Source organism: Sediminicola arcticus, assembly GCF_040566695.1.
GTDB classification, from domain to species: Bacteria; Bacteroidota; Bacteroidia; order Flavobacteriales; family Flavobacteriaceae; genus Sediminicola; species Sediminicola arcticus.
Map to the genome: position 1 here is coordinate 110,825 of NZ_JBEXAE010000001.1, position 20,884 is coordinate 131,708.

At 37.7% G+C, this 20,884-nt stretch carries 19 protein-coding genes; 7 read left to right on the forward strand and 12 right to left on the reverse strand.

Going from position 1 to position 20,884, the window contains the following annotated elements; translation table 11 throughout:
- Positions 1-97: 97 nt before the first annotated feature.
- The 8 genes from ABXZ36_RS00460 to ABXZ36_RS00495 form a co-directional block, all read right to left on the reverse strand.
- On the reverse strand, positions 98-1,438 hold the full coding sequence (locus ABXZ36_RS00460; RefSeq protein ID WP_354613483.1) for an MBL fold metallo-hydrolase: 1,341 nt from the start codon (positions 1,436-1,438) through the stop codon (positions 98-100).
- A gap of 128 nt (positions 1,439-1,566) precedes the next feature.
- Entirely contained in the window at positions 1,567-1,773 is a 207-nt protein-coding gene (locus ABXZ36_RS00465; RefSeq protein WP_354614127.1) for a DsrE family protein, read from the reverse strand.
- A gap of 250 nt (positions 1,774-2,023) precedes the next feature.
- Entirely contained in the window at positions 2,024-3,328 is a 1,305-nt protein-coding gene (locus ABXZ36_RS00470) for an NAD(P)/FAD-dependent oxidoreductase (protein WP_354613484.1), read from the reverse strand.
- A gap of 164 nt (positions 3,329-3,492) precedes the next feature.
- Entirely contained in the window at positions 3,493-3,699 is a 207-nt protein-coding gene (locus tag ABXZ36_RS00475; protein WP_354613485.1) for a YgaP family membrane protein, read from the reverse strand.
- A 307-nt stretch (positions 3,700-4,006) separates the two neighbouring features.
- Positions 4,007-4,357 (reverse strand): rhodanese-like domain-containing protein, encoded by a 351-nt coding sequence (locus ABXZ36_RS00480; protein WP_354613486.1) that lies wholly within the window; start codon positions 4,355-4,357, stop codon positions 4,007-4,009.
- A gap of 151 nt (positions 4,358-4,508) precedes the next feature.
- Positions 4,509-5,321, reverse strand: coding sequence for a sulfite exporter TauE/SafE family protein (locus ABXZ36_RS00485; RefSeq protein ID WP_354613487.1), 813 nt, complete (start codon positions 5,319-5,321; stop codon positions 4,509-4,511).
- A gap of 72 nt (positions 5,322-5,393) precedes the next feature.
- Positions 5,394-5,528, reverse strand: coding sequence for a helix-turn-helix domain-containing protein (locus tag ABXZ36_RS15795; RefSeq protein ID WP_435602037.1), 135 nt, complete (start codon positions 5,526-5,528; stop codon positions 5,394-5,396).
- Positions 5,529-6,156: 628 nt separating this feature from the next.
- Positions 6,157-6,720, reverse strand: a complete 564-nt coding sequence (locus ABXZ36_RS00495; protein ID WP_354613488.1) for a hypothetical protein — start codon at positions 6,718-6,720, stop codon at positions 6,157-6,159.
- A 530-nt stretch (positions 6,721-7,250) separates the two neighbouring features.
- On the opposite strand from ABXZ36_RS00495, the gene ABXZ36_RS00500 reads away from it, so the two are divergent.
- Together ABXZ36_RS00500 and ABXZ36_RS00505 are read left to right on the forward strand one after the other, a co-directional pair.
- On the forward strand, positions 7,251-9,551 hold the full coding sequence (locus ABXZ36_RS00500; protein ID WP_354613489.1) for a TonB-dependent receptor: 2,301 nt from the start codon (positions 7,251-7,253) through the stop codon (positions 9,549-9,551).
- 3 nt (positions 9,552-9,554) lie between these two features.
- Positions 9,555-10,034, forward strand: a complete 480-nt coding sequence (locus ABXZ36_RS00505) for a thioredoxin family protein (protein WP_354613490.1) — start codon at positions 9,555-9,557, stop codon at positions 10,032-10,034.
- A 134-nt stretch (positions 10,035-10,168) separates the two neighbouring features.
- Here ABXZ36_RS00505 and ABXZ36_RS00510 read toward each other — a convergent pair whose 3' ends face one another.
- From ABXZ36_RS00510 to ABXZ36_RS00520, 3 genes are read right to left on the reverse strand one after another with little or no spacing between them, the layout of a single operon-like run.
- Positions 10,169-12,007 carry an adenylate/guanylate cyclase domain-containing protein gene (locus ABXZ36_RS00510; protein WP_354613491.1) on the reverse strand — a complete coding sequence of 613 codons (1,839 nt, stop codon included), beginning with the start codon at positions 12,005-12,007 and terminating at the stop codon, positions 10,169-10,171.
- Positions 12,008-12,024: 17 nt separating this feature from the next.
- A complete protein-coding gene (locus tag ABXZ36_RS00515) occupies positions 12,025-12,477 on the reverse strand; it encodes a hypothetical protein (protein WP_354613492.1) in 453 nt (150 codons plus the stop codon).
- A 46-nt stretch (positions 12,478-12,523) separates the two neighbouring features.
- Positions 12,524-13,003: a hypothetical protein gene (locus ABXZ36_RS00520; protein WP_354613493.1), complete on the reverse strand. Its 480-nt coding sequence runs from the start codon at positions 13,001-13,003 to the stop codon at positions 12,524-12,526.
- Positions 13,004-13,475: 472 nt separating this feature from the next.
- Between ABXZ36_RS00520 and ABXZ36_RS00525 the strand changes: the two genes are divergently transcribed.
- Positions 13,476-14,807 (forward strand): MBL fold metallo-hydrolase, encoded by a 1,332-nt coding sequence (locus ABXZ36_RS00525; RefSeq protein ID WP_354613494.1) that lies wholly within the window; start codon positions 13,476-13,478, stop codon positions 14,805-14,807.
- 227 nt (positions 14,808-15,034) lie between these two features.
- On the opposite strand, the gene ABXZ36_RS00530 is transcribed toward ABXZ36_RS00525, so the two are convergent.
- A complete protein-coding gene (locus tag ABXZ36_RS00530; RefSeq protein WP_354613495.1) occupies positions 15,035-15,253 on the reverse strand; it encodes a hypothetical protein in 219 nt (72 codons plus the stop codon).
- A gap of 583 nt (positions 15,254-15,836) precedes the next feature.
- On the opposite strand from ABXZ36_RS00530, the gene ABXZ36_RS00535 reads away from it, so the two are divergent.
- From ABXZ36_RS00535 to ABXZ36_RS00550, 4 genes are all read left to right on the forward strand, one after another.
- Positions 15,837-16,379, forward strand: a complete 543-nt coding sequence (locus tag ABXZ36_RS00535) for a hypothetical protein (protein WP_354613496.1) — start codon at positions 15,837-15,839, stop codon at positions 16,377-16,379.
- A 405-nt stretch (positions 16,380-16,784) separates the two neighbouring features.
- Positions 16,785-18,038, forward strand: coding sequence for a cation:proton antiporter (locus tag ABXZ36_RS00540; protein ID WP_354613497.1), 1,254 nt, complete (start codon positions 16,785-16,787; stop codon positions 18,036-18,038).
- 391 nt (positions 18,039-18,429) lie between these two features.
- Positions 18,430-19,656, forward strand: coding sequence for a phage integrase SAM-like domain-containing protein (locus ABXZ36_RS00545; RefSeq protein WP_354613498.1), 1,227 nt, complete (start codon positions 18,430-18,432; stop codon positions 19,654-19,656).
- Between the two features lie 385 nt (positions 19,657-20,041).
- Positions 20,042-20,881: an RteC domain-containing protein gene (locus ABXZ36_RS00550; RefSeq protein WP_354613499.1), complete on the forward strand. Its 840-nt coding sequence runs from the start codon at positions 20,042-20,044 to the stop codon at positions 20,879-20,881.
- Positions 20,882-20,884: the final 3 nt, after the last annotated feature.

Consider the following 20,884-nt stretch of genomic DNA (forward strand, 5'->3'; position numbering starts at 1 on the left):
AATTGGTAATTAAATAATAGATCATTTAGATCATTAGCCATTTTAGCCGTATTTTCTTCGTTTAATCCAATATCCGATAGACTAGTATTTTTTTTGTTTATTTAAATTCATTTACTTTTTCGCTAAGATCGTACACCTTAGCGGCTTTAATTTCCTTTGCTATGATACTGGATCCAGCTGCACTTCTATACCCCCCGGCGCAATGAACCACTATGGGCCTATCTGTTGGGATATTCCCAATAGATTCTCTCAGTTCATTGAGGGGCACGTTGATGGCGTGGTCGAAAAACTTGCCCTCTTGGACTTCACTTTTATTTCTGATATCCACAATAGTATACTTATCCTCGTTATTTTGAAAAGCTTGAAAATCAAAATTGTCCGACTGTTCCAATTGTTCGTTTGACAAAGTCACCACTGCTTTGATTTGCAATTCATAGCCTATTTTGGCAATTCTCTCCAGCACCTCCTGTCTACTATCCATGGTATCCACTATAAGATAATAGGGTTCATTAGGTTGTATGATAGCGCCCAGCCAAGTTTCAATTTTATCATCTTCATTCCTAGACATAATGTTTATTGAATTTGGCAGATGGTTTTTCTTAAAGTCATCTTGGTCCCGTGTATCAATCACAATTATATTTTTATCCAAGGAAGATACCCCGAGCCTAAAAGGTATTTGTGAAATACTGCGCTCAAAATTTTCTGCTCCTCCCTTGTTTATGTCCACGTCAAAACCAAAATAGCAAGGGATAAAAGGTTGATCCGCCAAAATATGATTAACAAATTCGTCTTGAGTTTGGGTTTTAAACGCCCAATTCCCCATCCGTTCATTCCCGAGGGTACTAGAAGAATCCGTACTCATGTTTTTACCACAAAGAGAACCAGCTCCATGGGCAGGATATACAATGGTTTCATCTGGAAGTGAATTGAATTTGTTTTGTATAGTATCGTACATAGCCTTGGCCAGTTCTTCCCGTTTGGCGACCATATTGCCCGCCTTTTCTCTCAAATCAGGCCTTCCCACATCTCCTATGAATAAAGTATCCCCCGTGAACATGACATGCTCATTGGCTTCATCCTTAGCTACAATAGTAATGCCATCAGGGGAATGGCCAGAGGTGTTAATTGCGGAAAAAATCACTTTTCCCATCTTAAGTTTATCACCATCATCAAAGGTTGTATGAGGATATTCTGCCCCAACCAATTTACTTACATACAAGATTGCGCCTGTCTCTTGATGAATTTGTAGATGACTGCTCACAAAATCAGCATGGGGATGTGTTTCGAAAACAGCAATAATTTCAGCATCGTTCTCCTCTGCAAATTTGTAGTATGATTTAGGATCTCTTGATGGGTCTACTAATGCTATTTTTTTATCACTCAATATTGCATAAGAATAATGAGCTAATGGTTTATCTTGAAATTGTTTGATTTCCATAATGATTGTTTACTATGAGCTATAAAACTACTGTTTTATGCTCTAGAGGTTGGTAACAGTAGTTACACATGGCCAAGGTTTAACAAAGTATTAACTGGCTAAAACGACCTTCCAATAATCATTCATAATCAAGGTATTAATGCATACCCTCCAAGTTGGTAATTTGCCTGGACACTAATTGCTGACAGGGCCGATTGGACATATTCTTTCATATCATTATCTTGAATATCCCTGGTACTTATAGCATGGGAACAAACATACAGTTCAACCCCATGCCGTTTTAATATTTCCAATAGTTGCAAATTAGGATTTGATTTACCGTGTTTTTTTGATATTTATCTTCTTTCAGGACTAGGAATGTTGCCTCTCCATGCATTGCAGCAACTATGTTGATTTGCTCAAATTCAAAGTGTTTTAAGGGTTGGAAAATCTTGGAAACCATCTATATTGGACCCTATACTTAACAAATACACAATACCTGATTAAACATTGATTTATAACTTCTAATAATTCAGAATTAGGCAAAAAAAAAGATGAAACTTAGTACGTTTCATCTTTTTGCAATGGATGGGAGAAAATTATTTATTAAACGTTCTTGCCTTTCATCATTTTATTCCAATAGAGATACGGTAACCCGTATTTCTTTAGCATCCATAACCTCCAATGTTCTTTGGAACTATCAAAAACAAGCATTTGCTTTAGTTTTGGATCAGGGGTAAAGTTATTTTTATAATCAAATTCTGCCAATACCATTTTTCCATAGTCAGTTACTAGCGGACAGGAGGAATAGCCATTATAGGCTTTTGTTCCGATCTTGTTTTGCTTTATCAACAGATCTATATTGTCCACAACAATAGGCGCTTGTTTTCTTACAGCCGCCCCTGTTTTTGCAGTTGGTAAGGAGGAAACATCTCCCAAACTAAAAATATTTAGATATTTAGTATGCTGCATGGTTTGACTGTTCACGTCAACCCATCCTGCCTCGTTTACCAAGGAAGATTCCTTTACAAACTTTGGTGCTACTGATGGCGGTGCTGTATGCAGCATATCATAATGAATACCATATCTGTTTCCTTCAATAGTCACTTCTACGTCTTTGTAATTATATTGAAAAGACTCATCTAATTGTTTATCATCATCCCCAGACCTTACCACACTACTGCCAGGCGCAATATCATTACCTAGTTCATACCAGGCAATCTGCTTTTTGCCATCTACCGCCACAAGTTTGTGATAAAACCTAAGATTGATATCCTTTCTATCTACAACCTTCATTAAGGTATCAGCAATCCTTTTAATCCCAAATATTACTGTCCCTGAGGTTGCAAATACGACATCAATATCTTTTCGAACCCCAGTTTTTCTAAAATAGCTTTCTGCCAAATACATGATTTTCTGAGGTGCACCTCCACATTTTATAGGAGTGGTAGGTTGTGTGAACAAAGCCGTCCCTCCCTTAAAATTTTTAATAACATCCCATGCATGTTTTGAATCGGTATACGTACTACAGACCACCCCTTTATCTATGGCATCCCCCAATCCGGGCACCAAACTAAAATCATAAGTTAATCCGGGAGCTACCACCAAAAAGTCATATGAGATATTCCCTTTGTTTTCCGTATGGACCAAGTTATTTTCCGGATCAAAACCAGTGGCCTTGTCCTTTATCCAGGTAGCAGCTTTAGGTATGATAGATACCATGGGCCTGGCTGTTTTGTCGTAGTCGTAAGTGCCGGCAGCCACCAAGGTCCAAGCCGGTTGATAGTAATGAGTATCCGATGGCTCAATGATAGCAACGTCCTTAGCATTTTTCTGTCTCAAAAGTTGTGAAGCCACCATAATGCCAGCCGTACCTCCTCCAATAATTAGTATTTGATAATGTGATTTCATTTGAGATTGATTATAGTAATTATAACTCCTTAAAGATAGATCCAAGATTTAATGAGCACAGTAACAATGGTTACATAGAGCAAAAAAATACGTGGTAATTTTAAGCCATAATAAAAGGGTCTGTCATTCTGGATGACAGACCCCTCTTCTAAATTATTCAATTGCTACTTTTTTATTTTGCAGGTATTAAGACCCACAATACTATATAGCGGACAAAAGCTTACAAAGCTGGTCAGCACAAATATTCCTGCCAACGCGAGAAGTACATAAGCCAATGTACCGTCTATGATTTTCTGCCAATATAATACACCGATCACAATAGCAATAATAAATCTAATCATGCGGTCTGTACCGCCCATGTTTTGCTTCATATTTCTATAATTTAGTTGAATACATATTTTATTACTAACACAACGGCAGTGATCATGCCTAAACAAATAAGGCAAACCAAAAATAACTTTGTCCAATTGCTTAGTTTCATAATCAAATATAAATTGGTTGTTCAACATAAACTGTGACAATTGTCATCATTGGCAAGGCCAGTTAAAATTAATGTTCCACAACCACCCCCTACTAAAAATAATTAGGCCACCAATATATTGGAAAAATAGGCACTATGGCTTTACGCACACTTGACTTGGACAGTATATTCGATTTTTCGAGGCTTGTAGTCTACTCCTATTGCCTTTCCCATTCCATAAAACCTCCCTTTAAATCATAGGTTTTTTTGAAACCCATGCCAACAAGACGTGTAGCCGCCTTTTGACTGCGGTTGCCTGACCGACAATAAACATAGACAGGTTCTTCTTTGTTTAATTTTTCGAATGTTTTCCGAAATGCCTCCCCATTAAAAAAATCAATATTCATGGCATTCTTAATATGACCACCCTTATATTCTTGGGAGGTACGCACATCGATCAATTGCATTTTATTGTTTTTTATGGCATCCCGAAACTCTTGTAGGTTTAGAATTTTTACCAAATCTGTTTTATTGGACTTGGGTTTGAATAATGTGGATAAAAAAGACATAATTATTAAGTTTTTATTAAAAGTACCCAAGAAAAAACACGACAGCAGTAACTTTGGTTACACACAATAGTAATCGACCAAAAAAAATGACCTGTTTTTTACTGGTCTTTAAATGGATATACATGTTTGACACTTACTTTCCTCAGAACAATTATCGTTGTACAAGAAACTCCATATAAAAAATGAAACCCGCCATTACCAAGATGAAATAGCCAAATCCTTTTTTAAGCTTGTTGCCATCGATAAAATTACTCAAGTAACTCCCGATAAAAATGCCTATCAGTGAAAGTCCGGTAAATAGTCCTAGGAAGCTCCAATCTATTTCCATGGTCAAAGCATCTCCTAAAAAGAAACCCGATAAAGATTTGAAAGCAATTATTATTAGCGAAGTGCCCACAGCTACTTTCATCTCTACATTGGCAAGGATTACCAAGGCAGGGATAATCAAAAATCCACCACCAGCTCCAATCATTCCTGTTATAGCTCCAACAATCAATCCCTCGGCCAATATTAATGGATAGTTGTATTTTACCTCCCCATCTCCTTTTACGGTTATTTTTTTTCCGTTCTTGAGCATGGAATATGCCGCAGGTATCATCAAAACGGCAAAAAGACCGAACATTGCCATTCTTCTGGTGAACTCAAAACCTCCCATGTTGAAGAGAACATCAGGCAGTGCGGGCACCACATAATACCGAACAACCGTTACCCCAATTATTGCAGGGATACCAAATACAACTGAAGTTCGCCAATCGACATATCCTTTTAAATGCTGTTGCCAACCACCAACAAGTGCACTGGCACCCACGATGAACAAAGAGTAGGCAGTAGCAACTTTTTCATTGACAGTAAAAAGGTAGGCTAGCACAGGTACTGCCAAAATAGATCCTCCTCCACCAATCAAACCAAGGGAAATTCCAATTATCAATGCACTTGCATAACCAAACACTTGCAACAACTCCATATGGATTTATATTTAACAGTGCGAAACTAGTCCACCAAAAAAGGTTGTGCAGTAACATTGGTTACAGAACCCTTATAAATCCAAAATTTTTATATAATCTCTATGAAGTTCTATTTTGCCCATTTGTTCCAATTTTTTAAGAAGTCTGGAAATGACCCCCCTAGAGCTATGCCGTTCGTATGCTATTTCTTGATGGGTATTATGGATTGTTTAACCTCTATTGATTCTTGATTTTTCCTTAAAATATACAATTAGCCTTTGGTCCATATTATTGAAGGCAATACTATCCAGTGTACCAAGCAATTCGCTTAGTCGGGTATGGCAGCTTTCAGACACGAAATTCCGCCATGATTTATATCCCTCCGTTCCAACCAGTACTATTGCATCAATAAGGGCATCTCACCTTTATGTTGTTAAGGTTTCACCTATTAAAAATCACACATATGACAACGCTGCTATTTTAAGAATAGAATACTTTATAATTCTGAGTCTTTTCCAAATATCCATTAGCTTTTTGACCAAAAATAAAGAATGTGGTTTTCTGATTCGGTAACATTAGCTGCATGAAATCTTATCCAGATAAATTAAACTGAAAGGGTTATTTCAATCTATGAACAACTAGTAACTATTTCTTAACCAACGATCCTTTCAAGTAAGTCAAAATGGACATAGGTTGCACCAGCTTATTTTTGTGACCGAACACTTCAAAAAGGGAGAAAACAAAAAAAGCCTTCCATTTTCGGAAAGCTTTTTTATTGTTGCAGTTGTGATTGCCCTAAATTTAGAAATATGGCCTCCAATCTTGGAGAGGATCATAGTGTTAATTTTCCACTTATTAATTCCCAAAACTATGAACCAATTTAGTGGTGAACCACTTGGATTTTTTAAATAGTTGTTGAATTGACTTTAAAATACCGGTTAAGGCATAGGGTTCAAAATCGAATCGAAGGATCACCTCACGAGCTTCGTCTCCTTGAACTTCAAGTCCGTCTTCAATCTCAAAATCGAGATGATCAAAACGATAAACTGGTTCTGAAGTGCGATCAGTATAGACAAAGCTGTTATCTGTTTTATCTAAATAAAACCTAAAAGAAGTGTATTCCCCAGGGTTCAACTGTATTGCACTTTTAGACCTTACGAAATGTCCCGTATGTAGGCCTTTTATAGTTAGCTTCGCTCGTATTGGGAAGTCTTCAATAAAATGCTCCTTACCATCTTTACCAATGGCAGACAATTTGATAATATTGAGGGTCATTTCAGAAACCCCTTGCTTTGAGGCAATATTACTTTTAAGGACTAAATCCTTGGTTCGCTTTCCTTCGGCATCCCATTGATCTATAACATCAAATGAATAGGGGATGGTTTGCCATATACTTGGATAAAATTTTGTTTTCGTCATAATGTATATATTAAAAATTATACACTGCAAAATTCTGAAAGAATGATCTACCAAAACTAGATTGGATTTTCCTATTTCTATGCTATATTGCCTTTTTAAGATATAATTAAGAATAATTAATGTTAATGAGTCACATTTATAGTCAATTAGGTCTCATATGACCCTATTTCGTAAAATCATTAGCGCGGTTCATTTTTTCGAAAAATTTAAAGATTATACTCTAAAAGCCTTTGCAATTTCTTGTTTGTATGTACTTCGTCTTAATATACCCCAAAACGCTTTTCCAAGAGTGTTCTCTATAACGATGCTTGTTATTTAGGACAAATACTTGTTTTCTACCCACTATGGTTAATTACAAACCATAGCTTTTAAAGTATTAGCTCTATTGTACCTACCCTGCTTTTTACAAAAAATATAGACCATACCTAATTATCAGATAAAAGGCACAGTTAAGTTGTGACTTTAAAAAATAAATATTTAGATTTGTCTAAATATTTAATTAGACATACAAATAATATATGAAGGTGAAAATGAAACAACTTGTATATGCTTTATTAATGGTTACTACTTTTGCTACTGGGCAAGATCAAGAAAGTACGATTTCAGGCATAGTTACGTCGGAAGGAAAACCCATTCCCTTTGCCAGTATCTATGTTAAAGGAGGAAGTCAGGGCACCAGTGCAAATGAAGAAGGCAGGTATCAAATTAAAATACCCGTAGGCAAAATAACCCTTGTTGCACAATCACAAGGGTATAGGTCCGAAAACAAAACGGTTAATCTGGGGTCTGGAGCCAATATGGTTATTGATTTTAACTTATCTGAAACAGACGAAGCGTTGGATGAAGTAGTGGTTACTGGTACACGAACAGAAAAGCGAAGAACAGATTCGCCCGTTATCGTTAACCTGATCAATAGCGAGACACTGCAACAAGTAACCGCGACAGACCTTTCTGAAGGCTTGCGTTTTCAACCTGGTTTACGGGTAGAGATCGATTGTCAAACCTGTAACTACAGCCAAATACGTATGAACGGCTTACAGGGGGGGTATTCACAAATTCTTATTAACGGCCGTCCTATATTTAGTCCGCTTACTGGTTTATACGGTCTTGAACAAATCCCAGTGAACATGATAGATCGTATAGAGGTAGTCCGTGGTGGGGTTTCTGCACTTTACGGTTCCAGTGCCATAGGTGGTACGGTAAACGTAATCACTAAAATTCCAAAGCGAAATGGATACAGTATTGGTTATTCGTATCAAAATATAAACGGAGGTGCGGACCAGACCCTACTCAACGGAAATGCTACCATCATCAATGAAGCCGCCAATGCAGGCGCCACTTTTTTTCTGAGCAATCGAACGAGGTCCGCTTACGACGCCAATGGTGATAACTTCTCCGAATTACCAGAACTAAAGGACAATTCCTTTGGGATGACCGCCTTCTACTTGCCTACGAAAAATTCAAAATTGGAAGCTAGCATCAGCAGCCTTTACGAATATCGCTATGGGGGCGAGCTAGTGGAAAAACCTGCCTATTTAGCACAACAAAGTGAAGAGCGAGACCACCATGTACTTATGGGAAGTTTGGATTATCAAATAAATTTTGACAAAAGCTCGCTTATTCTGTATTATGGTGGCCAGCGTACCGATCGTGACCATTATACAGGTATTGTCCCTGATGAGGAAACAGAACAACAAGCATTTTACGCCAACCCCCCATACGGTATCTCCAAGGTAAAAACACACCAAGGTGGCACCCAATACAACCATAGATTTGAAGAATTTCTTGGAGGTACTACGGTCCTCACGGGAGGTATGGAATACATGTATGACGATGTTTTGGATGAAATTGAAGCCTATAATTACCTCATCGACCAGACCACAAAAAATCTAGGAGTTTTTGTTCAAAACGACTGGGAAATTACCGAGAGCCTTAATTTTCTATCAGGCTTCCGAATAGATAACCACAATCTGGTAGACCAAGCTATTTTTAGCCCACGCCTATCCCTTCTTTACAAATTACAGGAGACCACCCAATTTAGGCTTGGTTGGGGAACTGGCTTTAGGGCACCTCAAGCTTTTGACACAGATCTCCATATCGCCTTTGCGGGAGGCGGGGTTTCTAGGATTTCCTTGGCAGACGACCTTTTGGAGGAACGCTCCAATAGCTTTACCGCTTCGATGAATTACGACAAGGCATCAGAGCATTTTATAGGGGGGTTTACTGTAGAAGGATTCTATACCCAATTAAACGATGCCTTTTTTCAATTTCCACTAGGTGAGGATGAATTTGGGCAGCGATTCGAAAAAAGAAATGGTAGTGGCGCTACGGTAAAAGGCCTAACATTAGAGGCACGGGCCAACTTTGATTATGTAGTAGAATTAGAGGCTGGCTTTACCCTACAGTCTAGTTTGTTTAACGATCCAGTAGAAAATATTGACGGACTTCCTTCCCTAAGAGAGTTTCTACGGACCCCCAATGATTACGGTTATGCCACACTCACCTATACCCCAACCAAAAGACTAAATGCTAGTGCTAATTTAATTTATACTGGGAAAATGGATATTACACACTTTGCCGGTGAAGATACTGGGCAGGCCGTAGATGAATACGATATAACACCTCGCTTTGCAGAACTGAGTTTACGTGCGGGCTACACTATAGATTTACCAACATTAAGCACCGCTCTTGAACTCTACGGAGGTGTGAAAAATGTGACCAATAGCTATCAGGACGATTTTGATATCGGCAAAAACCGCGATAGCAACTATATTTACGGTCCTGCGGCACCACGAACCGTTTTTGTTGGACTCAAAATTAATTCCTTATAAGAGATGAAAACAGTAGGAACTTTCATAGTATATGTTTCTGTATTGATAATGGCCAACCCTGCTTTTTCCCAAACAGAAAAAGAGGTGCGGTGGTTAGATTTTAACCAATTGGGAGATTCCTTAAAAATAAACCCCAAAAAAGTGTTTATAGATTTTTACGCAGATTGGTGTGTTCCCTGCCTTAAGATGCAAAAGGAGGTGTTTACCCATCATAAAATCATAGGCTTACTCAACAAAAACTATTATTCGGTAAAAATGAACGTAGAAACTAAGGATACCATCACGTTCGGAAATCAAGTATATACGAACGAAAGAATGAACAAAAGAAATCCTGTACATCAGATTCCCATATTAATGGCTAGTCAAAAAAACAAACCGTTCTCATTACCTGCAATAGTTTTAATGGATGAAAATTTTAAGGCCAAGGCACGCTATTTTCAATATTTAAATGTAGAACAGCTTTCCGAAATTTTATCACAATAAGACCAAGATGCACTAGCTCTTTTAGGCGTTTCAAAAAGACAAATTCTAACAACACACGGCAGAAGATCCTAAGTTAAGGAGCTAAAAAAGGTAATTGTTAAAATACTCCTTATCCGTGTTTTGTGATTCCTGTTTTATGACTCATTTACTTCTTGCCTAAGGCCGTTAACAAAATACATTTTCATAGCTCCCCTATTTTTGACATCTATCTGGCCCCTATATGAGCATTTAAAAGTGTCTCTTATCAAATTATATGTGTTTTCGCTAATATTAATTTTTCCCGAATGGGATAAACTTTCCATACGGGAAGCCACGTTCACCGTATCGCCCCAAATATCATAGGAGAACTTTTTGTTGCCCACTACTCCCGCCACTACAGGCCCTGTATTAATGCCGATACGCACGTTAAATGAAAAATCGGTTCCCTTATCAAACTTAGCTTTCTCTACAAACTGCACAATCTCAAATGCCGCCTTAACCATTTTAATGGCATGGTCTTCTGTAGGAAACGGTAACCCTCCAGCACACATATACGCATCTCCAATAGTTTTAATCTTTTCTAACCCATGTTTTTCGATAATATCGTCAAAAGCAGTAAAATAATACCCTAACCTATTTACCAAAATCTCTGGATCTAAGTGTTCTGAATGTGCAGTAAAAGCCTCAAAATCTGTGAATAATACTGAAACCGATTCAAATTTTTTGGCCTGTACTTTGCCGTGTTCTTTTAATTCCCTTGCCGTTTCTTCCGGTAAAATATTGGTCAATAATTCTTCCGACCGGGCCATTTCCTTTTCAATAATGGTCTTGGTACGTTTAACGAACATATTACGTCTGTACAAACCTATGGCTAACAGAATAATAAAGAATAACGCAATAGCAGTGGCAATGGCCACTACTTTTTGGGTTCGTTTTTGCTGGTTGGTTAAATCTAGCTCTGATTTGAACTGTGCCTTTTCAGAATTTCTACGAATATCTGCCATTTGTTGAACGGCGGTGATGTTAATTACACTATCCCTAAAAGCGATATACTTACGATAATAATTCAAAGAAGCGGAAGCATACCCGGTACGTTCATATAGTTCGGACAGTTTTAAGTAGGCATTACTTATTTGCACTTTTAACCCATACTGTTTGGCGAGATCTAAGGAACGTAAGGCATAGTCAAACGCACCGTCCCAATCTTCCTTATCGGCATAGATATCGGACATATAGGTAAGGTAGGTCGTAATAGGCCTGTAATCTCCTAACTCTTCCAATATGGAAACGGCTTCTTTAATATTCTCCTCTGCTTTGGTGGGTCTTCCCTGTTGTGCAAAGGCCAGGCCCTTATTCCCTAAATTATAGGCCAAAGGAAGTTTTTTTCCTAATTTTTTGAATAACGGGCCAGACTGGTTGAAGTACAGCAACGCGGAATCTGGCTTAGACCATTCCAAATAGGTATCCCCTAAATTTTCCATGGCTACGGCATAGTTAAACGTATCCTTTTCCGTTTTAAAAATGCTAATAGCATCAGTATAGTATTGTCTCGTATTTTTTCTGTTATCCATACCGGCATAAACAGCTGCAATGGCAGTATACATGAGGGCCACCTGATTTTTTTTGAAATTTGTGTTGGCAATTTTCACACCCTTAAAATAGCTGTCCAACGCACCACTTAAGTTTCCTTTTTGTTGCAAAGCATTCCCTTTCTGCAAGTGGGCGTTAAATATATATATAGTGGAATCTTGGCGTATGGCCTCCGTCATCAAAGAATCGCTATACGCCAAAATACGGTCGGGATCGGGAAGGTTAACCGTAATACGCGATAAAAGTTTGAGTTTTAGCGCCGGATCATAATTTCCAGATTCATACACCTGGATCAAGCTATCGGCAACCGATTCATCTTGACCAAAACTAGGCATGCCATTGGCCATAAGGCAAAGCAAAAAGACTACTTTTGCCCATCCATTACATTTCAAAAATAACTTCATATACTAAGCATTGATCGCTATTTTTTTGTCTTGATTAAGGCGGTGACAGCATACACTTTTGAATCCGAACCAAGGGTGTATTGAAGTTTATAGACATAATCTTCCTTACCTCCACGAATAATGGTAGCCTTAACGATAGTATCTCCGGTTAAGGTATTGGAACTAAAAATGCGCGGCCCACTTATGTAATTAACACCCACAACATTCACAGGTACTTTTGACTCGCCTTGGGCTTTGGCCTTCCATAAGACGGAATCTCCTACTTCTGCAGAAATGGCAAATCGCTTCCCGGCGCCATTTTCGATCACGGTAGTAGTAGTTTCAGCACTTAAAGAACCGTTTGCTACACTGTTCGGTTTTGTCGTGTCTACCGTTAGGACTAGTTCGTGCTGGGTCTGTGCCTGCCCATGAACCCCATATAGACCAAGAAGCACTACTAAAACTAACTTTAAATAGGTTTTATTTTTCATGAATTACACTATTACTCGAAAATAGATTTGCTTATTGAAATATCGTTTATTGAATCCCAACCCTGATTTTGGGGTCTAGATCATAGTTAGAAAATCCATCGGGCTTAAATCGTATACTATATTCATAATCTTGACCAGGAGGCGTTTTTTTATTGGGTTTGGCCTTTACCTTTTCTTTTCCATTTTCATTACGCCCATAGATATTGTTAGAACCAAAAATCTCTGTTCCTCCAATAAAACTTATTTTTTTAATTTTCACATCATCCCCTGTAGTGGTAATACCTTGCCATTCAATGACATCAGTTTCTTCTACCAAAATAGTAAAGGATTTTGGATCGTTAGGGTCGTTAACAATAACTTTATTCGCCGGGGTAACGGTAAACGTGCAGCCTCCTGGGGCATCGCGCTCATCACCCAGCGCCGCCGTATCTACGGTTAAGGTAATGATTACTGTTGGTTCTTGTGCTTGTACATAGCCAAAAAAGGAAAATAAAAAAAGCAAGACGATATTTTTTGTAGTTTTCATTTTGTTTGGTTTAAGACGTTATTTAAAGTACTATTATGTGGTCAATATATAATATTGCATAAGATAGAAAATAATATCCAATAAAACCATAAGATATTGCCCTCTACGTACTTAAGCAGCCCAACATATTTATATTGTATTTTAGGTCATTAAATAAGACCATCTTGTTTGGTTATGGTTTTTCTATAGTATGTTGAATGAATAAATCATCTGTATTGGCTCAAAAAATAATGTTAATTAACAAACGTATTTTTTAAAAGGGATTCTAAGAAACCGCTAAATAACAGCCCTTGATTTCTACCATTTTAATCTTGTTTCTGTTCTCTTGCACAAAAGCAGAGCATACGCCACTATACAGCAGTAGCAGAAGCCTTATCGATAATTTTGAAGGTAGAATTGACGGGATGTAACCTATGTTACTGTACTTCCGTTAAAGAATTAGTATTTTTAGTATACTAAAAACAAGTTGATTATGATTGTTGAACAATTTGAATACAAACCCTTATCCCACTATTCCTATGTCTTAGTTAGTGATGGTGAAATGGCCATTATAGACCCAGAGCGTAACCCCATGCAGTATTATGCCTTTGCAAAGGCAAACAATGCCAAAATTACAGCGGTCATAGAAACACATCCGCATGCAGACTTTGTGAGTTCGCACTTACAAATCCACAAAGAAACCGGGGCAACCATCTACAATAGTGAAAAATTGGGCGCAGATTATCCGTACCAACCCTTTGATGACGGCAATAGCATAACCTTTGGGAAAGCAACATTACATGCCATAAACACCCCAGGGCATTCCCCAGATAGCATTACCATAGTAGCCAAAGAAGGAGGTAAAACAATCCTATTTACGGGAGACACTTTATTTATAGGCGATGTGGGCCGTCCTGATCTACGTGAAAAAGCAGGCAATATGCAGGCCAAACGTGAAGAGCTTGCCAAGACCATGTACCATACCATACAGCAAAAATTCACCCATTTGCCCAATGATGCCATCGTATATCCTGCCCATGGTGCCGGTTCGCTCTGTGGAAAGAGCATGAGCGATGCCAACAGCAGTACCTTGGGTAATGAGCGTATGGGCAATTGGGCGTTTAAAAAACAGACCCAAGAAGAATTTGTAGCTACCCTACTCGATAGCCAACCCTTTATCCCTTCCTACTTTGGGTATAATGTAGATATGAACAAGAAGGGTGCAGAAACACTTCGTGAAGCTATTGCAGGAGTACCTTTTAAATTGAGTGCTTCCACAAAAGGATTGCTAGTAGATGTACGTGAAGAAACCCAATTTAAAAAAGGCCACCTCAAAGGTAGCATCAACATTCAGGCAACTTCCGAAGAGGCAAAGTTCGAAACCTGGTTGGGTGCCATCGTGGAACCTGAGGAAAAATTTAGTTTGGTCATCGACAAGCCCGAGGATTTGGAACTGCTATTGCAGCGAGTGGCAAAAATTGGGTACGAAAAGCAATTGCAGGAAGTACTGACCACTTCCAATGAACACCTACTACAAATGAAGCCCTTGGATCTTCAGGATTTTAAAAAGAATCCCGACAATTATACCATAATAGACATCCGCAACCAGAGTGAGATCAAAGAGGGCAAGTTTTTTGAGAAGGCCTTGGAACACCCCCTGAATGAGCTACGGGAATCCGCAAAAAATATTCCTATTAACAAGCCTATTGTAGTGCATTGTGCGGGCGGGTACCGCAGTGCAGCCGGTAGTAGTATTCTTGAAAACCAATTGGAGGGTGCCACAGTTTATGATCTGAGCGATGATGTAAATCAATTTAAGGATTAAGCAGGGCAAACTGTCATTGCGAGCGGAACGCAGGGGAGCGCGGCAATCTCATCAATAAAACCCGCAAAAGAACAGATTGCTTCACTGCGTTCGCAATGACAGTAGCGATTCGCAATGACGGCAAGGAATACTAAGTTTTCCAAATATAAAATAACTCCAAGGGCAATGCTCTTGGAGTTATAATTTATTTTAAACCTTTTTCAAAGTGGTTACAGTTATATTTTTAGCTATACCGCTTTGGCTGTAGCCTCTTTTAGTGATTTTAGATTGATATCCAGTAGGTTTACATCCTCATCGGATACAAAATTGTAATATCCAAAATATTCGAAGCCGTGTTTCTTGAGCACTTTCATAAGGTCATTGACCAACAGTTCACGTTCGGAATGAGTAATAGGTTTATCGTTATTCTTGTAGTAGAAACCGTTTACTTTTAAATTTTTCTCCATGTTTAGATTCGGGGGTTTGCATATTTAGTATCAAGCCCCTTTTCAGGAGCTTTATAGGTTAAGTTTACCGGCATAAAACTTTTTGGGAAGCTTCATAAACCGTTACCAATTGAAAACGACGAATTGGTGCTCATATTGTCTTTAGACACTCTAATTCTATGTAAATTTTTGCAAAAACAAAAACTGGTCTTATCTCTGAAATTTCTAAAAACCTGACTATCAATTTACAAAGTCCTCAACCGGTAGGAAACAGATTGCTTCACTACGCTCGCAATGACGGCAGCTAAGGGTCATTGCGAGCAGAACGCAGGGAAGCGCGGCAATCTCATCAATGGAACCCAAAAAAAACAGATTGCTTCACTCCGTTCGCAATGACGGTGGCGATTCGCAATGATACAGGAATCCTTTAGTACCAAGTGACATATATCATGCTATTTCTGATGGAGGCCGTCGACCTTTATAAATGTATCTAAAACGTTGATAAAGTAAAAGAGTCATCACTATACCAAAAAGGCATTTTTACTTTATATGCAAAGAATAATACGAACAACAAAATCTAATTATTAATTCTAAAATAAAGAAAATGAAAACAATTGTAAAAATAGCATTGATCATTGGGGTAATAGGCTCAATAATGAGCTGTAAATCTACCTTTAATGCTTCGGAAACCATGGAAGTACAAGAAAATAGAAATGCGCTCTATCAGGAGATTATTACAAATCCGAGTCAATTCAATGAATTTATCGACTTGGCACAACAAGACGAGGCTGCAAGAAAGATAATGATGCAAAACCACATGCAAATGATGGAATCGGGGAAGATGAAAGCCATAATGGAAAACAATCCAGAAATGAAAGAAAAGATGAAATCCCATATGCAGAAAATGATGGAGGAAAATTCTGAAATGAATGAAAAAATGCAAACAAAGATAGTCGACAAGATGTTGAATGATCCAGAAGGTAGAAAGATGTTGATGCAAAAAATGCATGAGCACAAGGAAATGCAAGAGGACATGAAGGCTAAAATGATGCAAAAAATGATGAATGACCCTGAAATGAAAGAGAAAATGATGGAAAAAATGAAGAATATGAAAGAAGGTTCCAAAGAACATAAACACAATAGGTAAAAAAAGTCACAAGGATACTTTGGACGTACAATTCTACAAAGGCAAAAGGTCATTGCGAGCGAAACGAAATGGAGTGCGGCAATCTCATCAATAGAACCCGAATGCAACAGATTGCTTCACTGCGTTCGCAATGACTGTGGCGATTGGCAATGACAAAAAAAATCAACTCTTTAGCAAAGGTCAGGAGTAAGATCTAAAAATATAGTTTTATATTCCAACTACTTTTTAATTGCACTGGGTCATATACCTCAATTTTTCTTGATGCCAATTTAAAGGAGATCTCTTGGGATAATCCTTTCCAATTAATATTTTAGTCTAAATTTTGTTGATACGTGCGTTTTTAAATACCTTAAAAGGGATGTCATTAAATTATTATTAAATTGTAGTTTTTTAAACTAAAAAATTATGGACTACTTTCTTATCGCCTCCATTTTGGTGCTACTTTCCGCGGTGTTTGGATATTTAAATGTTCGGTTCCTAAAGCTGCCTAATAGCATCGGTTTAATGCTGATTACTATTGTATTTACCTTGGCTATTTTTGCAATCAGCTACTTTGACGATACCCTCTTAAATGCTGAAAAGTATATCATTACCCAAATCGATTTTAAGACATTATTGTTGGATGTCATGTTGGGTTTTCTACTTTTTGCAGGGGCACTACATACCAATTTTGAACAGCTCAAGGTACAACGGTGGCCAATTTTTGTCTTTTCCACTTTAGGGGTGGTGGTTTCCACTTTTTTGGTAGCGACTTTTATGTATTTAGTGCTCGGATTTATTCAAATAGAGGTTGCCTATATCTATTGCCTTGTATTCGGGGCCTTGATTTCACCTACCGATCCTATCGCCGTTTTGGGAATCCTAAAAAAAGCGGGCGTGCCCAAAATACTGGAGACAAAAATTGTTGGAGAATCGTTGTTCAACGATGGCGTAGGGGTTATTTTATTCCTTACCCTGTTTCAGATGGCCGCTTTAAGCGGAGAATCGATCGAATTTACGCAGGTAGTTACGTTGCTGGCAAAAGAAATTTTCGGAGGGATTCTTTTAGGACTTTTTCTGGGATGGTTGGCGTACCGCTTCATGAAAAAAATAGACGACTACCAGATTGAAGTGATCATTACCTTGGCTGTGGTCATGATTGGTACTGTCATAGCACAAAAATTCCATTTTTCAGCCCCTTTGGCCATGGTAACCTCGGGACTCTTGATTGGTACCGACCGTGTACGGGAGGATGCCATGTCCGATGAGACCGAACAATATGTGGATAAATTTTGGGAGTTACTGGATATTCTTTTGAATACCATCCTTTTCGTATTGATTGGTATGGAAATGTTGGTGTTGGCCTACGATGGCAGTTACTTGTTGGCCGGTGTCTTGGCCGTTCCCATTATTTTAATGAGCAGATTTCTGTCCCTATTGCTGCCTATAACATTTTTTAAGAAGAAACTAGATTTTGTGCCCAATACCAATTTGGTAATGACTTGGGGCGGACTGCGGGGCGGTATCTCTATCGCACTGGCCTTGAGCCTAACCGATACCATGCACAGGGAACTATTCCTATTTGTTACCTATGTAGTAGTGGTCTTTTCAATATTGGGCCAAGGACTCACGGTAGAAATGCTTGTGAAGAAACTGTATAAAACCAAGCCCGCTCCTTAAGGAAACGCGCAAAAAAGTACTTGGTTAAAAACCTCCGATAATTTAGGCCTTTGGCCTATTGCATATATTGTTCTTGATAAAAGCTTGCAAAATGCACCTATTATTTGGTGTCAAGGGCCACCAAAAATGAGGATATCACATAAAAAAAGCCTCTCTTTTCAGAGAAGCTTTTCCTTTAAGTACAGGCGGAGAGACTCGAACTCTCACACCTTGCGGCACTAGATCCTAAGCCTATAATATAACCATATCAAACACCATCAAAATTAACTAAATTACTGATTTTTAGATACTTGTAATATTATTTAATATCATATATACCTATATGATATCAATAAATGTGTTACCCATGTGTTACCCCGATTGTTTATCTTTACATAAAACATGATGAGATATGGCAACTTTAAAAACCGTCTTACATGCCAAGTTGGACAAAAAGGGAAACAAGCTTCATCGCCTGGCTCTTCGCCTTACCGTAAATCGAAAACGTAGTTATTATCATTTGGGCCAGAAGCTAAAACCCGAATATTGGGATGAACCAAGCGAAAAGGTAAAAAGTTCCCATCCCAAGCATAAACAGCTCAACAGGCTCATTAGAAAAAAATACGATGAAATTGAGGATATAATTTTTGAACTGGAAGCATCCAAACAAAATTATTCCGCTAAGCAGGTTGTTGATTCTATTCGCAAAAACACAAGAAGACTTTCCTTTTTCGAATTGGCCGATGAACATATCGAAGATTTATTTAAGGCGAATAAACATAACAGGGCCATTTCAGATAGAAGCAAAGTGAACAGGATAAAGGAATTCGTCAAAAATCGAAATCTAAGCTTTGAAGAAATCGATGAGCACCTTTTAAAAAAAATGAAAATTCATCTTTTAAATACTGTAGGCTTATCCGAAAGGTCCGTAATGAATTTCTTCGTTATGATACGGATGCTATATAATATTGCCATTAGCAAAAAGATAGTGGATCAAAAATTCTATCCTTTTGGTCGGAATAAAATAAAAATAAAATATCCCCAAACGATAAAAATTGGTCTAAATGAAATGGAGATTGTAAAAATTGAGAAACTTGATTTAGAACAAAATACAGCCATTTGGCATACAAGAAACACCTTTTTGTTTTCATTCTATCTGGCCGGAATAAGAATTTCAGACGTATTGAGAATGCAATGGAAAGATATTGTAGGAGACAGACTGTACTATAAAATGAATAAGAACAATAAGGCAGACTCCTTAAAACTACCAAAGCCTGTCTACGAAATACTCCACCATTATAAAAACATGAAAGTGAGTAATGCCGATTACATTTTTCCTGATTTAAAAGATGTACCAATTAATGATACACTGGCCATCTATACAGGGATTAAAACTGCCATTAAACGGCACAACACACATTTGGCCGAAATTGCAAAACTGGCAGAGATTGACAAAAAGATCACCAATCACATAGCGCGACATAGTTTTGGAAATATTGCCGGGGATAAGGTCTCTCCTCAAATGCTTCAAAAATTATACAGACATACACATTTGAGCACAACCATAGGTTACCAGGGTAACTTTATTCATAAAAGCGCAGATGAAGCTTTGGCAGAAATCATCAACTTTTCAAAATAGGATAGTATTTTTTTGTAGAGATATCATTACCAGTTCTTTTATTTCCATAAAGATCTATTAGACATATTCCCCTTCTACCAAGTATTACAGATATCCTTTAAAGATATAAGGGATATCTTAAATAATTAATGGCGGCATTCAATTACGGGTCTTGGGTAATCAAAACATATTGCTTGTTATACTAAATTGTGGATTTCTAAAAAAAACTCAAACTAAATATATTATTGGAATATTTGTTTTTTTAATAAATATAGATTATTTTCATATTAATTAGATTATATACTAAATTATTGTTTTGATTTAAATAAGTTTACTTTTCTTACCCCCCAAATTATCCACGGCGACCCTACTGTTTGCATTCATTTTCTGTAAAAACGGAAAGCTTATGGATTTAAAACTACAGTCTGAAACCTTGATAAAAGATCTTAGTAACATAGATCTATCTTCCAATGACATTATCCGTCAGACGAACATGGCCGTCTCTCTATGCAGGGACGTATTATCTATTTTTAAAAAGGAGATTTCAAACAAGGAATTTTCTACTGTAGACTTAGAAATTGAATTCTTCAAACATACCAAACAGATTCCGCTTCAATATCTTATTTATTATTCCCAAATACGATCATTTGAGCTGCAATTTCCGAGGGCCATTCTAAGCAACCAACAAGATTATATTACATCTAAAATGAGTAAACTAAACAGGTTCTTTAGGTACAACATAGATTTTGCCCATTATATTGAATCTGGACAAGAGCATTTGGACCAGCAATATTTCACCAGAAGCCATTTCAATATCCTGCCCATCACCCATTCTAAATTTTATTATTTGGAACCCGAGTTTAATACTTCTCATGATATGCTTTTAGGAAAGTTATTAGCCTACAAATCCCTCATTAGATACTTGCAACAAAGACTGGTTGCATTGGAACAAGGCGATTCCCATAATTCTATCAGAAATGGAAATGCCCATAATTCTCTAAAGTGGACATCCTCAAAAACTGGAATGACTGAACTTGTTTACGCCCTTTATCATGCGGGTGTTGTAAATAATGGAAAGGCCGATATAAAAGAAATTGCCCAAGCGCTGCAACGTACCTTTAATTTTGATCTGGGGGATTATTACAGAACCTACACCGAAATTAGGGCCAGAAAAAAGAGTCGAGTGAAATTTTTAGACGAACTCTCTACTAGGCTCATATCCCGTCTGGACCAAGAGGATGAATAAAAC